A 15,502-nucleotide genomic window follows, 5' to 3' on the forward strand; every position below is an offset into this window, starting at 1 on the left:
AAAAGCAGTGAATCATCCGGCCTATTTGATTGATACGAACGTCATCAGCGAGATCAGAAAGGGCAAGCGCACCAACCGTGGCGTGCGCGCGTTCTTCAGTCAGGCCGAGGCCGACGCAAGCCCGCTTTACCTGTCGGTCGTCACGGTGGCCGAGCTTCGGCGCGGCGTCGATCTGGTCCGTCACCGCGGCGATCACCAGCAGGCGTCGGTCCTCGAGGCCTGGATGGCGATGGTCCTGTCGGGCTATGCGTCGAACATCCTGCCGGTCGATATCGAGACCAGCCAGATGTGGGGCCATCTGCGCGTGCCCGATCCGACCCACGAACTCGACAAGCTGATCGCCGCCACCGCGCTGATCAACGATCTCACGGTGGTCACGCGCAATGTCGACGATTTCGCCCGCACCGGCGTCCGCCTGCTGAACCCGTTCGACTGATCAGCGTTGCCGCAGCGCGGCAACCTCCCGCCGCTTGCTTCGTTCCATCTGCCGCGTCCTACGTCGCGTATCGCCCGCTTGCAGCCCGTACCGCCGGGCTTTAGCGCGCGTCCGATTCCCGGTCGTTTCCCCGTCGGTCCCGTTCTAAAAGACCCTCCGCCTCTCGTCCCAACAGACGATGTGACGCCATCCCCGAGCGGCCAGAATCCTTTCACGAACAACGGATTCTGAACCTGGAGGAGGCCGACATGATCGATGTCCGTGCACTCGGCTACGTCGTCGTCGAGGCGACCCGCGTCGACGCGTGGCGCCGCTACGCCGAAGACGTGCTGGGCATGCAGGCGCTCGACGCGCCCGACGGCGCGCTGTACCTGAAGATGGACGAGCGCGATTTCCGCTACGTGATCGTCCCCGGCTCGACCGACCGCTATTTCGCGTCGGGCTGGGAATTGCCCGACGGCGCCGCGTTCGACGCCGCGGTGGCTGCGTTGCAGCAGGCGGGCGTCGAAGCGGTGCGCGCCACGCGCGACGACGCCGCGCTGCGCCGCGTGCAGGCGATGGCGTGGTGCACCGACCCGTCGGGCAACCGCCACGAGCTGTATTGGGGCGCGCGCTGCGACTTTCGCCGCTTCGTGTCGCCGCTGGGCGTCGCGCGTTTCGTCACGGGCGACATGGGGCTCGGCCACGCGGTGCTGCCCGCGCCGCAGTTCGACGCGACCGACGCGTTCGTGCGCGGCGTGCTCGGCTTCGAGTTGTCCGACATCTACCGCGTGAAATTCACGCCCGATCCCGCCGAACCCGAGAAGCGCATTCATTTCATGCACTGTCGCAACGCGCGCCATCACAGCGTCGCGCTGTTCGAGATGGCCGTGCCGTCGGGCTGCGTGCACGTGATGGCCGAGGTCGACTCGATGGACGAAGTCGGCCGCGCGCTCGATCGGGTGGCCGCGCACGACGTCAAGCTGTCGGCGACGCTCGGCCGGCACTGCAACGACCAGATGATCTCGTTCTACATGAAGACCCCCGGCGGCTTCGATCTCGAATACGGCTTCGGCGGCCTCACGGTCGACTGGTCGAAGCACGCGGTGTTCGAGGCGACCAAGGTGAGCCAGTGGGGCCACGACTTCAGCATCGGATACCGGTAAGCCAGCACGATGACGATGAAACCTCTCGACAAGACGATGTCCGCGCGCGACGTGGTCGCGCAACTCGCCGACGGCATGACGATCGGCATCGGCGGATGGGGGCCGCGGCGCAAGCCGATGGCATTGGTGCGCGAGATCGCGCGCTCGAACCTGAAGGACCTGACGATCGTCGCGTACGGCGGCGCCGACATCGGCCTGCTGTGCGCGGCCAGCAAAGTGCGCAAGGCGGTGTTCGGCTTCGTGTCGCTCGACGTGATCCCGCTCGAACCGCATTTCCGCCGGGCCCGCGAACAGGGCCGCATCGAGGTGCTGGAGCTCGACGAAGGGATGCTGCAGCTCGGCCTGCGCGCGGCGGCCGCGCGCCTGCCGTTCCTGCCCACGCGCGCCGGCCTCGGCACCGCGCTGCTCGATCACGCACCGCAACTGCGTACGGTGCAGTCGCCGTACGACGACGGCGAGACGCTGCTCGCGATGCCGGCGATCGAACTCGACGTCGCGCTGCTGCACGCGAACGCGGCCGACCGGATGGGCAACACGCGCATCGACGGCCCCGATCCGTTCTTCGACGCGTGGATGGCGCGTGCGGCGAAGCGCTGCTACGTGTCGGCGGAAACGGTCGACGCGTCGCTCGCGAGCGACGACCTCGACGCCGCGCGCCGCAATCCGTTCGAGCGCTCGCTCGTCACGGGCGTGGTGCACGCGCCGGGCGGCGCGCACCCGACCTCGTGCGGGCCGGCTTACGGCTGGGACCTGCCGCACCTGCGCGCGTACTGCGCAAGCGCGGAAGACGATGCGAAGACGGCGGCGTACCTGCGCGACGTGGTCGGCCAGGACGAACGCCAGTACCTCGAAGGCGTCGGCGGCCTGTCGCACGTGACGACGCTGCCGTTGCCGATTCTGTAAAGGAGCGCCTGTGAGCGAATCTCTCGACCATTCCCTCGCGGAACTGATGATCGTCGCGTCCGCGCGACTCTGGCGCGACGACGGCGAAGTGCTGGCGACCGGCATCGGCACGGGCCCGCGGCTCGCGGCCGGCCTCGCACGGCTCGCGTACAACAACGGGCTGATGCTGACCGACGGCGAAGCGTATCTCGTCGAGGAGCCGATTCCGCTCGGGCCGCGTCCCGACGGCTATCGCGTGAAGGCGAGCGGCTGGATGACCTACGAACGCGTGTTCGACTGTCTGTGGCACGGCCGCCGCCATGCGCTCGTGATGCCGACGCAGATCGACCGCTTCGGCCAGGCGAACATCTCGTGGCTCGGCGACGACTACGCACGCCCGAAGACGCAACTGCTCGGCGCGCGCGGCTTCCCCGGCAACTCGACGAATCACGCGAACTCGTTCTTCGTCAGCGGCCACGGCAAGCGCACGTTCGTCGCGGGCGAAGTCGACATGGTGTGCACGGTGGGCTACAACCCGGCGCGCCGGCTGCCCGGGATGAAGACCTTCGTCGACCTGCGCAGCATCGTCACCGATTTGTGCGTGATGGATTTCGGCGGGCCGGACCACGCGATCCGCGTGCGCTCGCTGCATCCGGGCGTGAGCTTCGACGAGGTGCAGGACGCGACCGGCTTCCCGCTGATCGCCGCGCCGGAGCTCGGCACGACGGCCGCACCGAGCGCGGAAGACCTCCGCATCGTGCGTGCGCTCGACCCTCACAACCTGCGCGCGACGATCGTGCGCAACAACCCGGCGCCGCGCCGCGGATGAGGTCCGATATGGAAGCGACCCAGGAAACGTTCGGCGACGGTGTCGTCGACTACGCGGTCGAGGACGGCATCGCGACGATCACGATGAACCGCCCCGAGTATCACAACGCGCAGAACTCGAAGATGACGTATGCGCTCGACGCGGCATTCCGGCGCGCGGCGCACGACGACGCGGTGAAGGCGATCGTGCTCGCGGGCGCCGGCAAGCATTTCTCGGCGGGCCACGACATCGGCACGCCGGGCCGCGACATCCACGAGTCGTTCGACCGCGCATCGCTGTGGTACGACCACGTCGACAAGGAAGGCGGCGAATTCCTCTATGCGCGCGAGCAGGAAGTGTATCTCGGGATGTGCCGGCGCTGGCGCGACCTGCCGAAGCCGACCGTCGCGATGGTGCAGGGCGCGTGCATCGCGGGCGGGCTGATGCTCGCGTGGGTGTGCGACCTGATCGTCGCGTCGGAGGATGCGTTCTTCGCCGATCCGGTCGTGCGGATGGGGATTCCGGGCGTCGAGTATTTCGCGCATGCGTACGAGCTGAATCCGCGCATCGCGAAGGAATTCCTGTTTCTCGGCGAGCGGATGCCGGCGGAGCGCGCGTACCAGATGGGGATGGTCAACCGCGTGGTGCCGCGCGAGCGGCTGCGCGACGCGACCTACGCGATCGCCGCGAAGATCGCGACGATGCCGCGCCTCGGCCTCACGCTGACCAAGCAGGCGCTGAACCACGTCGAGGAACTGCAGGGCAAGCGCGCGGCAATGGACGCGGCGTTCGCATGGCATCACTTCGCGCATGCGCACAACGAGCTGGTCAGCGGCGACCGCCTCGGCGGGTACGACGCACGCAAGATGGCCAGCTCGCAGCGCAAGGCCGGCGACGAAGATCAGCGCGAAGCCGCACCGGTCGCCGTCAACGGAGCCGCCGCATGAGCCCGACGCTTCAAAGCCCGCTTCAAAGCCCGCTGCATACGCCGCTGTGCGACCTGCTCGGCTGCCGCTACCCGATCGTGCAGACCGCGATGGGCTGGGTGGCCGATGCGCGGCTCGTCGCCGCCACGAGCAACGCGGGCGGCTTCGGCTTCCTGGCCGGCGCGACGCTCGAACCCGAGCAGGTCGAGGCCGAGATCCTGAAGGTGAAGTCGCTGACGGACCAGCCGTTCGGCATCAATTTCCACATGTTCCAGAAGAACGCCGCACAGGTGGTCGATCTCGCGATCAAGCACCGGCTGCGTGCGGTCAGCTACGGCCGCGGGCCGGACGCGAAGACGATCCGCCGCTTCAAGGACGCCGGCATCGTCTGCATGCCGACCGTCGGCGCGCCGAAGCATGCGGCAAAGGCGGTCGAGCTCGGCGCGGACATCGTGACGGTGCAGGGCGCGGAAGGCGGTGGCCACACCGGTTCGGTGCCGACCACGCTGCTGCTGCCGAAGGTGCTCGACGCGGTGCGGGTGCCGGTGGTCGCGGCGGGCGGCTTCTTCGACGGGCGCGGGCTGGCTGCCGCGCTCGCATACGGCGCGGCCGGTATCGCGATGGGCACGCGTTTCCTGATGAGCGCCGAATCGCCGGTGCCGCGCGCAACGCTGGATCGTTATGTCGCGGTCGGTGACCCGGCGCGCATTCGCGTGTCGGACGCGCTCGACGGGCTGCCGCAACGAATGATCGACAACCCGTATCTGCTGAAGCTCGAACGCTTCGGCCCGCTGCGCCGCACGTGGTTCGCGCTGAAGACGGCCGAAGCGTGGCGTCGCCAGAACGGGCTGAGCACGACGGACATGCTCGGCCTCGCGATCAAGGCGCTGCGCTCGCATGACTACACGGCGAGCCAGACGCTGATGGCGGCGAACGCGCCGTTCCTGATCCAGCGCGCGATCGTCGAGGGTCGGCCGGACGAAGGCGTGCTGCCGAGCGGCCAGGCGGCCGCGATGATCGGCGCGATCGAATCGTGCGACGCGCTGATCGCGCGGATCGTCGCGGAAGCCGGCGAGCGGCTGGATGCGCTGGCCGCGTTGCGCGGCGCGGCAGCGGTACAGGCTGCGTAAAAAACATCACAGGGAGGCTGTGGATATGACTGCATCGAATCAACCGGGCGGCGCGACGCCGTTCCGGATCGAGCGCGCCGACGGCATCGCCGAACTGGTGATCGCCCAACCGCCCGTGAACGCGCTCGATGCGCAGGGCTGGCACGCGTTGGCGCGCGCGCTCGACGCGCTCGGCGACGACGACGACGTGCGCGTGATCGTCGTGCGCGGCGAAGGCCGCGGCTTCTGCGCGGGCGTCGACATCAAGGAACTGGCCGCGCATCCGGAGCGGATCGTCGCGGTGAACGCGGGCAACTACGAGACGTTCCGCGCGGTGCACCGCAACCCGAAGCCGGTGATCGCGGCGGTGCATGGCTTCGTGCTCGGCGGCGGGATCGGCATCTGCGGCGCGGCGGACATCGTCGTCGCGGCCGACTGCGCGCGCTTCGGCGTGCCGGAGATCGACCGCGGCGCGATGGGCGGCGGCGCGCATCTGCAGCGCTTGTTCGGGGTGCAGAAGGTACGCGCGATGTACTTCACCGGCGACATGATCGACGCGGCCGAAGCCTACCGGCTTGGCGCGCTCGAGCAGGTCGTCACGCGCGACACGCTGCGCGACGCGGCGCTCGCGATCGCCCGCAAGATCGCGGCGAAAAGCCCGGCGATGGTGCGGCTCGCGAAGGAGGCGCTGAACGGCGTCGAGGACGGCGATCTCGAGGACAAATACCGCTGGGAGCAGGGCTTCACGCTGCAGGCGTACATGACGAACGACTCGACGGAAGCGCGTGCCGCGTTCGTCGAGAAGCGCGACGCGCGCTTCGACGCGCAGGCAAGCGCGCAGGAGGCACGCGCATGAACCTCACCTACACGCCGCAGCAACAGGCGTTCCGCGCGGAAATCCGCGAATGGCTCGCCGCGCACGTGCCGCGCGAGCGGCTGCCGAGCTTCGACACCGAGGAAGGTTTCGCCGCGCACCGCGAATGGGAGCGCACGCTGCACTCGGGGCGCTGGAGCATGGTCACGTGGCCGCGCGCGCTGGGCGGGCGCGGCTGCGACCTGATCGAGTGGCTGATCTTCGAGGAAGAGTACTGGCGCGCCGACGCACCGATGCGCGTGAACCAGAACGGCATCTTCCTGCTCGGCCCGACGCTGATGGATTTCGGCACCGACGCGCAGAAGGCGCGCTTCCTGCCCGCGATGGCGGCCGGCGAGCACGTGTGGGCGCAGGGCTGGTCGGAACCGAACGCGGGCTCGGACATGGCCGCGATCCGCACCACCGCGATCCGCATCGGCGATGAATACGTGCTCAATGGCCAGAAGATCTGGTCGACCCGCGCGGTGTGGGCCGACTGGCTGTTCGGGCTGTTCCGCAGCGATCCGGAATCGTCGCGTCACCACGGGCTCACGTTCCTGATGGTGCCGCTGTCGACGCCGGGCATCACGGTGCGGCCGATCCGCCAGCTGAACGGGCAGACGGGCTTCGCGGAAATCTTCTTCGACGATGTGCGGGTGCCGGTCGAGAACCGGCTCGCCGCCGAAGGCGCGGGCTGGCAGGTCGCGATGGCGACGGCCGGCTTCGAGCGCGGGCTGATGCTGCGTTCGCCCGCGCGCTTCCAGCGCACCGCGCAGGCATTGCGCGACCTGTATCTCGCGCACCGCGACAGCGCGGACCGCGATCCGACGCTGCGCGAACGCGTGGTGTCCGCATGGATGGACGCGCAGGCCTACGCGCTGTCGACCTACGCGACCGCGAGCCGGCTGCTGAAGGGCGGCCATATCGGCGCGGAGTCGAGCACCAACAAGGTGTTCTGGTCGGAGCTCGATCTGCGGATGCATCAGACGGCGCTCGACATCCTCGGCGCGCACGGCGAGGTCGTCCCGCAGACGGCCGCGCAGCACGCGACGCTCGGCCACTGGCTCGACGGCTTCCTGTTCGCGCAGGCCGGCCCGATCTACGCGGGCACCAACGAGATCCAGCGCAACATCGTCGCCGAACGGATGCTCGGCATGCCGCGCGCGTGAGCGCGCCGGCGACACCTCACTGAACGGACATCGTATGGATTTCGTATTCGATGAAGACCAGGAAGCGCTCGCGGACAGCGTGAAGCGCCTGCTGATGACCGAGATGACCCCGGAGCTGATCCGCGAGTTGTGGGCCACGCCGACGGGCCGCTCCGACGCGCTGTGGTCGCTGTTCGCGTCGCAGGGGCTGACCGCCGTGTCGGTGCCCGAAGCGCACGGCGGCCTTGGCCTGACCGAAGTCGAATGGGCGCTGCTCGCGCAGACCTACGGCTACTTCGGCAGCCCCGAGCCGCTGCTCGACACGGCGCTCGTGTCGGCCGGCGTGCTCGCGCGGCTGCCCGAAAGCGACTGGCGCGATGCGCTGCTGCGCGACATCGCGGAAGGGCGCGCGCGCGTCGCGCTCGTGCATCCGGTGAACCCGTATGCGGCCGACGTGCACGTCGCGCAAACGCTGCTGTGCGAGCACCGCGGCGACCTGCATCGCGTCGATCCCGCGCAGTGCGCGTGGCGGGCGGTCGACAGCGTCGACCCGTCGCGGCGCCTGTTCACGCTCGACTGGGAACCGTCGGCGGCCACGCGCGTCGCGAGTGCCGACGATGCCGCGCCGCTGCTGAACCGTGCGCTCGATCACGGCGCGTTCGCGGTTGCCGCGCAGTTGCTCGGCCTCACGCAGCGCGTGCTCGACGTCGCGATCGACTACAGCGCGCAGCGCAAGCAGTTCGGCAAGGCGATCGGCTCGTACCAGGCGCTCAAGCACCTGCTCGCCGACGTCGCGATCCGCTACGAGTTCGCGCGTCCGGTGGTGGCACGCGCCGCACGGGCGATCGCCGACGATCACCCGCAGCGCGCGGTGCTCGTGTCGCACGCGAAGCTCGCGGCGACCTCGGCCGCGCAACTGGCCGCGCGCCACACGATGCAGGTGCACGGCGCGATCGGCTACACGTGGGAGCTCGACCTGCAGATTTTCATGAAACGGATCTGGGCGCTGTCCGGCAGCTGGGGCGACACCGCATTCCACAAGGCCCGCGTGGCCGACGCGATCCTCGGCGACGCGTTGCCGATCGGCCCCGCGCAGACCTTCGATTTCGAGGAAACCAACTGATGAAACAAGCCTATATCGTCGACGCGCTGCGCACGCCGACCGGCCGCCGCAAGGGCGGGCTCGCGCATGTGCATGCGGCGGACCTCGGCGGCTTCGTGCTGAAGACGCTCGTCGAACGCAACGCGATTCCGGCCGGCGAGTATGACGACGTGGTGTTCGGCTGCGTCGACACGATCGGCCCGCTCGCCGGCAACATCGCGCGCACCTGCTGGCTCGCCGCGGGGCTGCCGCTCACGGTGCCGGGCGTGACGGTCGACCGCCAGTGCGGCTCGTCGCAGCAGGCCGTGCACTTCGCCGCGCAGGCGGTGATGAGCGGCGTGCAGGACGTGGTCGTCGCGGGCGGCGTGCAGACGATGACGCAGATCCCGATCTCGTCGGCGATGACCTGCGCGGCGCCGCTCGGCTTCACCGATCCGTTCTCGGGCAGCGCCGGCTGGCGCGCGCGCTTCGGCGACGCGCCGGTGTCGCAGTTCGCCGCCGCGCAGCGGATCGCCGATCACTGGAACCTGTCGCGCGACGTGATGGAGCGCTATGCGCTGGAGAGCCACCGTCGCGCGGTCGCGGCGATCGAGGCCGGCCATTTCAAGCGGGAAATCGTGCCGCTCGAAGGCGTGTGCCACGACGAGACGCCGCGCCCCGATACGTCGCTGGAAAAGATGGCGACGCTGGAGCCGCTCGCGCCGGGCGGCTCGCTGACGGCCGCCGTCGCGAGCCAGACCTGCGATGCGGCCGCCTCGCTGCTGATCGTGTCGGAGGACGCGCTCGAGCGCTACGGACTCACGCCGCGCGCACGTATTCACCACCTGAGCGTGCTCGGCGACGATCCGCTGTGGATGCTCACCGCGCCGATCCCCGCGACCAGGGCCGCGCTGAAGAAGAGCGGGCTCGACTGGTCGCAGATCGACGTCGTCGAGTTGAACGAGGCATTTGCTTCGGTCGCGCAGGCGTGGCTCGCCGACACGCGCTTCCCGCACGAAAAGACCAACCCGAACGGCGGCGCGATCGCGCTGGGTCACCCGCTCGGCGCGACCGGCGCGCGGCTGATGACGACGCTGCTGCACGAACTGGAGCGCACCGGTGGCCGCTACGGACTGCAGACGATGTGCGAAGGCGGCGGTCTCGCGAACGTCACGATCATCGAGCGCCTGTGAGCACGTCACTTTCACGATTTCAGGATCCACGAGGCAAGCATGGGAATCTGTAACGGACGCACCGTCATCATCACCGGCGCGGGCGGCGGGCTCGGGCGCGAATACGCGCTCGCGTTCGCGGCCGAAGGCGCGGCGGTCGTCGTCAACGACATCCGGCACGACGCGGCGCAAGCCGTGTGCGACGAGATCGCGCAGCGCGGCGGCCGCGCGCTCGCGAATGCGGACGACATCACGCAGCTCGACACCGCGCAGCGGATCGTCGATGCCGCACGCGAAGCGTTCGGCGACGTGCACGTGCTCGTCAACAACGCGGGCATCTGCCGCGACAAGATGTTCACCAGCATGACCGAGGCCGACTGGGACGACGTGATGCGCGTGCATCTGCGCGGCCACTTCTGCCTGTCGAACGTGCTGGCGCGCGCGTGGCGCGACGCGGCGAAGGCCGGCAAGCCGGTCGATGCGCGGATCGTCAACACGAGCTCCGGCGCCGGGCTGCAAGGCTCGATCGGCCAGTCGAACTACGGTGCGGCGAAGGCCGGCATCGCGGCGCTCACGCTGATGCAGGCGGTCGAGCTGCAGCGCTACGGCGTGCGCGTGAACGCGCTCGCGCCGGCCGCGCGCACGTCGATGACCGAAGGCGTGTTCGCCGACATGATGAAGAAGCCCACGGACGGTGGCTTCGACTATTTCGATCCGGCCAACGTCGCGCCGCTGGTGGTGTGGCTCGGCAGCGCGCTGTCGGCCGACGTGACGGGCCAGGTGTTCGAGGTCGCGGGCGGGATGATCGCGGTCGCCGAAGGCTGGCGCACCGGGCCGAGCGTCGATCGCGGCGCGCGCTGGGCGCCGGCCGAGGTCGGCCCGGCGGTCGCGCGCTTGCTCGCCGACGCACGGCCCGCGCAGCGCGTGTACGGGAGCTGACGAATGGATCTGGCGCTCACCGACGAACAGGCGATGATCCGCGACGCGGCGGCCGACGTGCTCGCCGAACGCAGCGCGTCCGCCGACGTGCGCCGCGCGATCGAGCAATCGGCCGGCCGCGACGACGGGCTGTGGGCAGCGCTGGCAGGCGAGCTCGGCTGGAATGCGCTGTCGCTGCCCGATGCGGCGGGCGGGATGGGGCTCGGCGCGCTCGAGCAGACGCTGCTGATGGAGCAGCTTGGTCGACGCGTCGCGTGCGTGCCGTACTTTTCGACCGCGTGCCTGGCCGCAACTGCGCTGGCAGGCTGCGCCGATACGGCCGCCGCCACCGGCTGGCTCACGAAGATTGCCGAAGGCGTGTGCAGCGCGACGCTGGCATTGCCATTCGAGTTGCCGGCCGGTTCGTGGCACTTGCCTATCGTCGCGGAGGAGGCGGCGGGTGGCTACACACTGTCCGGCACGATCGAACAGGTGCTCGACGGCGCGCGCGCCGACCTGCTGCTGATTCCGGCGCGGATCGCGAACGAAGGGCAGGCGATCGGGCTGTTCGCGATCGACGTCGCGACGGTGGCTGCCCTGAGCGTCGCGCCGCTCGACACGCTCGACGCGACGCGGCCGATCGCGCGGATCACGTTCGACGAAACCCGCGTGAGCCGCGACGCGCTGCTCGCGAGCGGCGCCGTTGCCGCACAGCTGCTCGACCGCACTGCATGGTTCGCGGCGCTCGCGCTGGCCGCCGAACAGCTCGGCGGCGCACAGCAGTGCCTCGACCTGACGCTCGACTACACCGGCCAGCGCGTGCAGTTCGGCCGTTCGATCGCATCGTTCCAGGCGGTCAAGCATCGCTGCGCGCAGATGATGGTGCTGATCGAATCCGCGCGCTCGGCCGTGCTCGGCGCGGCGCACGCGTGGGACGCGGAAGCCGGCGTCGGCGCGCCCGGCGCCGCACTGCGCGCCGACGTCGCGGCCGCGAAGGCCGCCGCCAACGACGCGTACGCATTCTGCGCGCAGGAGGCGATCCAGCTGCACGGCGGCGTCGGCTTCACGTGGGAATACGACCCACATCTCTATTTCAAGCGTGCGCAGGCGTCGGGCGCGCAGTTCGGCAGCACGCCGCAACTGCTCGAATGGATCGCACGGCATGCGATCGACGGCGGCACGTCGCAGCACGACGCGGTGCTCACGTCGCCGTCGGCTGCGATCGCCATACGTCCGTCCGCCGCGCGCACGGGAGCCCTCCAATGAACAGCGAAACGCGCGAACAGCAATTGCGGCACGAAGTCGCCGACTGGGTGCAGTCGCACCTGACCGGCGAATTCGCGTGCCTGAAATACCGCGGCGGCCCTGGCGACGAGGAAGCGTTTCCCGACCTGCGCAAGGCGTGGGAGCGGGAACTCGCCGACGGCGGCTGGACCGGCCTCGGCTGGCCGACCGATGCGGGCGGCCGCGGCTTCACGGTCGCCGAGCAGGTGATCTTCCACGAGGAGTACGCACGCGCCGGCGGCCCCGGCCGAATGGGCCATATCGGCGAAGGGCTGCTCGGGCCGACGCTCGTCGCGTGCGGCACCGACGACCAGCGCGAGCGCTTCCTGCCGGGGATCCTCGCCGGCACGCAGTTCTGGTGCCAGGGCTACTCGGAGCCGGGCGCCGGTTCCGATCTCGCGAACGTACGCACGCGTGCCGAGCAGGACGCCGACGGCAGGTGGCGCGTATTCGGCCAGAAAGTATGGACGTCGCTCGCGCACGATTCCGACTGGATCTTCGTGCTCGCGCGCACCGATCCGGCGTCGAAAGGCAACAAGGGGCTGTCGTTCCTGCTGCTGCCGCTCGACCAGCCGGGCATCGAGATTCGCCCGATCAAGCAGCTCAACGGCGGTGCCGAATTCAACGAAGTGTTCTTCGACGGCGCGCGCGCGCAAGCACGTGACCTCGTCGGCGCACCGGGCGACGGCTGGCGGATCGCGATGACGCTGCTCGGTTTCGAGCGCGGGATGTCGACGCTCGGCCAGCAGATGCAGTTCGTGCGCGAACTCGAATGGGTGATCGATGCCGCGCGGGAATCGGGCGCCGACCGCGACCCGGTGCTGCGCCAGCGAATCGGCCGCGCGTGGGCCGGGCTGCGCGTGATGCGCTACAACGCGCTGCGGATGCTGTCGGGCGCGGACGACGCAAACGGCGGCGCCACCGCACCGCTGCGCCGCGAGGCCCTGATCTACAAGTACTTCTGGTCGAACTGGCACCGCGACCTCGGCCAGCTCGCGATGGACGCACTCGGGCCGCGCGCGAACGTGATCGACCCGGCCGACGAAAAGCTCACCCATCTGCAGCGCGTATTCCTGTTCTCCCGTGCGGACACGATCTACGCCGGCACCAACGAAATCCAGCTGAACATCATGGCCGAGCGCGGGCTCGGCATGCCCAGAGAACCGCGAGGCACAGCATGACCGAACACCAGATCCAGAAAGCACCGGCGTACGTGCCGGGCCACCAGTTGCTCGCCGGCAAATCGGTGCTGATCACGGCCGCCGCCGGCGCCGGCATCGGCTTCGCGGCCGCGCGCCGTTGCGCGGAGGAAGGCTGCCGCGCGCTGTTCGTCTCCGACATCCACGAGAAGCGTCTCGAGCAGGCGGTGGAAACGCTGCGCGCGGAAACCGGGCTGCAGCAGATCTACGGGCGCCTGTGCAACGTCGCGGTGGAAGACGACGTGCAGGCGCTCGTCGCCGACGCGCAGCACAAGCTCGACGGCGTCGACGTATTGATCAACAACGCGGGGCTCGGCGGAGCCAGACGCATCGTCGAAATGGACGATGCCGAATGGTCGCGGGTGATCGACATTAGCCTTACCGGGACGTTCCGGATGACGCGCGCGATGCTGCCGCACATGCAGGCCCGTGGCCGTGGCGCGATCGTCAACAACGCATCGGTGCTCGGCTGGCGTGCGCAGGCGGAACAGGCGCACTACGCGGCGGCGAAGGCGGGCGTGATGGCGCTCACGCGCTGCGCGGCGCTCGAAGCGTCGCCGTACGGCGTGCGCATCAACGCGGTCGCGCCGAGCATCGCGATGCACGATTTTCTGAAGAAGTCGGCCCCGGCCGACTTGCTGAATCAACTGGCGTCGCGCGAAGCCTTCGGGCGCGCCGCCGAAGTCTGGGAGGTCGCGAACGTGATGGTGTTTCTTGCAAGCGATTACGCGTCGTACATGACGGGCGAAGTGCTGTCGGTCAGCAGCCAGCACGCATGATGGCGACGACCTTCGACCCCGTGCGCGCGACGCCCCGCGTGTTCGCGCATCCCGGCGAACTCGCGGCGGCCGTCGGCGACACGCTCGGCGCGAGCGCATGGCTCGCGATCGACCAGATCCGCATCGACGGCTTCGCCGACGCGACGGGCGATCACCAGTGGGTGCACGTCGATCCGGTGCGCGCGAAGGACGGCCCGTTCGGTGCGTGCATCGCGCACGGCTACCTGACGCTGTCGCTCGTCAACCATTTCCTGCCGCAGATCGTGCGCATCGACGGCGCGCGGCTCGGCGTGAACTACGGCTGCGACAAGATCCGCTTCCCGGCGCCGGTGAAGGTCGGCGCACGCGTGCGCGGCGTCGGCGAGCTGCTGCGCGTCGAGCCGCTGGACGGTGGCGTGCAGGCGTGGGTTCGCGTGACCGTCGAGATCGAAGGCGAGGCCAAGCCCGGGTGCGTGGCCGACACGATCAGCCGCTACTACTTCTAGTTTCCGTTTCAGCTTCAGAGAGCCAGCTCATGGAAGACGCAGTCATCGTTTCCGTCGCACGCACGCCGATCGGCAAGGCGTTTCGCGGCATGTTCAACGACACCGAGGCGCCCGCGCTGGGCGGCCACGTCGTGCGCTCCGCGCTCGAACGCGCAGGTGTCGCGCCCGCCGACGTCGACGACGTGGTGATCGGCTGCGCCGCGCAGCAGGGCACGCAGGGCTACAACATCGGCCGCCTGTCGGCCGCGGCAGCCGGGCTGCCGGCATCGGTGCCCGGCATGGCGATCGACCGGATGTGCTCGTCGGGCCTGATGTCGATCGCGAGCGCCGCGCGCAGCATCGGCGCGGGCGATGCGCGGATCGTCGTCGCGGGTGGCGTCGAATCGATCTCGCTCACGCAGAACAAGCACAAGAATGCGTATCGCGCGCGTTCGCAGGCCGTGCTCGACCACCAGCCGGCCGCGTACATCGCGATGATGGAAACGGCCGAGATCGTGTCGCGCCGCTACGGGATCTCGCGTGCCGCGCAGGATGAATTCGCGCTGCAGAGCCACCAGCGGACGGCCGATGCGCAGGCGGCCGGCCGCTTCGACGCGGAAATCGCGCCGCTCGACGTGCGTCGCGCGCTGTTCGACAAGGAAGGCAACGCGACCGGTCACGAAAACGTGCACGCGGCGCGCGACGAAGGCGTGCGCGCGGATACGACGGCCGAACGGCTCGCGGGGCTCAAGCCGTCGTGGAGCGGCGGCAAGGTCGTCGAGCAGGGCGAGTTCGTGACGGCCGGCAACGCGTCGCAACTGTCGGACGGCGCGGCGGCCGTGGTCGTGATGTCGCGCACCGAGGCGGTGCGCCGCGGCCTCGCGCCGCTCGGCACGTTCCGCGGCCTCGCAGTGGCCGGCTGCGAGCCGGACGAGATGGGCATCGGCCCGGTGTTCGCGATCCCGAAGCTTCTGGAACGCTTCGGCATGACCGTACGCGACATCGGGCTGTGGGAGCTGAACGAGGCATTCGCGTGCCAGGCGCTGTATTGCCGCGACACGCTCGGCATTCCCGACGAGCGGTTGAACGTCGACGGCGGCGCGATCGCGCTGGGCCATCCGTTCGGGATGTCCGGCACGCGGATGACGATTCACGCGCTGCTCGAAGGCGCGCGCCGCGGCGTGCGGCATGCGGTCGTGACGATGTGCATCGGCGGCGGGATGGGTGCTGCCGCGCTGTTCGAGATCGGCGCATAACGATCGTCGTGACGGCGGCCGGGCCGAACACCCGGTTCGGCC

16 protein-coding genes are annotated in these 15,502 nt (G+C 69.6%); all 16 read left to right on the forward strand.

The features are described 5' to 3' along the window. The first annotated feature begins 25 nt into the window (after window positions 1–25). Window positions 26–436 (forward strand): type II toxin-antitoxin system VapC family toxin, encoded by a 411-nt coding sequence (locus O1Q03_RS00865; protein WP_269501519.1) that lies wholly within the window; start codon window positions 26–28, stop codon window positions 434–436. A 248-nt stretch (window positions 437–684) separates the two neighbouring features. Then, a complete protein-coding gene (locus O1Q03_RS00870; protein ID WP_269501131.1) occupies window positions 685–1,581 on the forward strand; it encodes a VOC family protein in 897 nt (298 codons plus the stop codon). Window positions 1,582–1,590: 9 nt separating this feature from the next. Beyond that, window positions 1,591–2,484, forward strand: coding sequence for a CoA transferase subunit A (locus O1Q03_RS00875; RefSeq protein ID WP_269501132.1), 894 nt, complete (start codon window positions 1,591–1,593; stop codon window positions 2,482–2,484). 10 nt (window positions 2,485–2,494) lie between these two features. Then, window positions 2,495–3,292: a CoA-transferase subunit beta gene (locus O1Q03_RS00880; protein ID WP_269501133.1), complete on the forward strand. Its 798-nt coding sequence runs from the start codon at window positions 2,495–2,497 to the stop codon at window positions 3,290–3,292. Between the two features lie 8 nt (window positions 3,293–3,300). Then, window positions 3,301–4,218, forward strand: coding sequence for an enoyl-CoA hydratase (locus O1Q03_RS00885; protein ID WP_269501134.1), 918 nt, complete (start codon window positions 3,301–3,303; stop codon window positions 4,216–4,218). After that, complete coding sequence (locus O1Q03_RS00890) at window positions 4,215–5,327, forward strand: NAD(P)H-dependent flavin oxidoreductase (protein WP_269501135.1); 1,113 nt, start codon at window positions 4,215–4,217, stop codon at window positions 5,325–5,327. Before O1Q03_RS00885 ends, O1Q03_RS00890 begins: the two co-directional genes overlap by 4 nt. 25 nt (window positions 5,328–5,352) lie before the next feature. After that, on the forward strand, window positions 5,353–6,162 hold the full coding sequence (locus O1Q03_RS00895) for an enoyl-CoA hydratase family protein (RefSeq protein ID WP_269501136.1): 810 nt from the start codon (window positions 5,353–5,355) through the stop codon (window positions 6,160–6,162). Continuing rightward, complete coding sequence (locus O1Q03_RS00900; protein WP_269501137.1) at window positions 6,159–7,328, forward strand: acyl-CoA dehydrogenase family protein; 1,170 nt, start codon at window positions 6,159–6,161, stop codon at window positions 7,326–7,328. Before O1Q03_RS00895 ends, O1Q03_RS00900 begins: the two co-directional genes overlap by 4 nt. 34 nt (window positions 7,329–7,362) lie before the next feature. Further along, window positions 7,363–8,430, forward strand: a complete 1,068-nt coding sequence (locus O1Q03_RS00905; protein WP_269501138.1) for an acyl-CoA dehydrogenase family protein — start codon at window positions 7,363–7,365, stop codon at window positions 8,428–8,430. Further along, window positions 8,430–9,581: an acetyl-CoA C-acetyltransferase gene (locus tag O1Q03_RS00910; RefSeq protein WP_269501139.1), complete on the forward strand. Its 1,152-nt coding sequence runs from the start codon at window positions 8,430–8,432 to the stop codon at window positions 9,579–9,581. The genes O1Q03_RS00905 and O1Q03_RS00910 overlap by 1 nt, the downstream gene beginning before the upstream one ends. 39 nt (window positions 9,582–9,620) lie before the next feature. Continuing rightward, complete coding sequence (locus O1Q03_RS00915; RefSeq protein WP_269501141.1) at window positions 9,621–10,499, forward strand: SDR family oxidoreductase; 879 nt, start codon at window positions 9,621–9,623, stop codon at window positions 10,497–10,499. Between the two features lie 3 nt (window positions 10,500–10,502). Beyond that, window positions 10,503–11,744, forward strand: coding sequence for an acyl-CoA dehydrogenase family protein (locus tag O1Q03_RS00920; protein ID WP_269501142.1), 1,242 nt, complete (start codon window positions 10,503–10,505; stop codon window positions 11,742–11,744). Next, window positions 11,741–12,943 carry an acyl-CoA dehydrogenase family protein gene (locus tag O1Q03_RS00925; RefSeq protein ID WP_269501143.1) on the forward strand — a complete coding sequence of 401 codons (1,203 nt, stop codon included), beginning with the start codon at window positions 11,741–11,743 and terminating at the stop codon, window positions 12,941–12,943. The genes O1Q03_RS00920 and O1Q03_RS00925 overlap by 4 nt, the downstream gene beginning before the upstream one ends. Next, a complete protein-coding gene (locus O1Q03_RS00930; RefSeq protein WP_269501144.1) occupies window positions 12,940–13,740 on the forward strand; it encodes an SDR family oxidoreductase in 801 nt (266 codons plus the stop codon). Before O1Q03_RS00925 ends, O1Q03_RS00930 begins: the two co-directional genes overlap by 4 nt. Beyond that, on the forward strand, window positions 13,740–14,225 hold the full coding sequence (locus O1Q03_RS00935) for a MaoC family dehydratase (RefSeq protein WP_269501520.1): 486 nt from the start codon (window positions 13,740–13,742) through the stop codon (window positions 14,223–14,225). The genes O1Q03_RS00930 and O1Q03_RS00935 overlap by 1 nt, the downstream gene beginning before the upstream one ends. 29 nt (window positions 14,226–14,254) lie before the next feature. Next, a complete protein-coding gene (locus tag O1Q03_RS00940; RefSeq protein ID WP_269501145.1) occupies window positions 14,255–15,460 on the forward strand; it encodes an acetyl-CoA C-acyltransferase in 1,206 nt (401 codons plus the stop codon). Window positions 15,461–15,502 lie beyond the last annotated feature (42 nt).

The organism is Burkholderia sp. IMCC1007, from assembly GCF_027257875.1.
Lineage (GTDB): Bacteria > Pseudomonadota > Gammaproteobacteria > Burkholderiales > Burkholderiaceae > Burkholderia.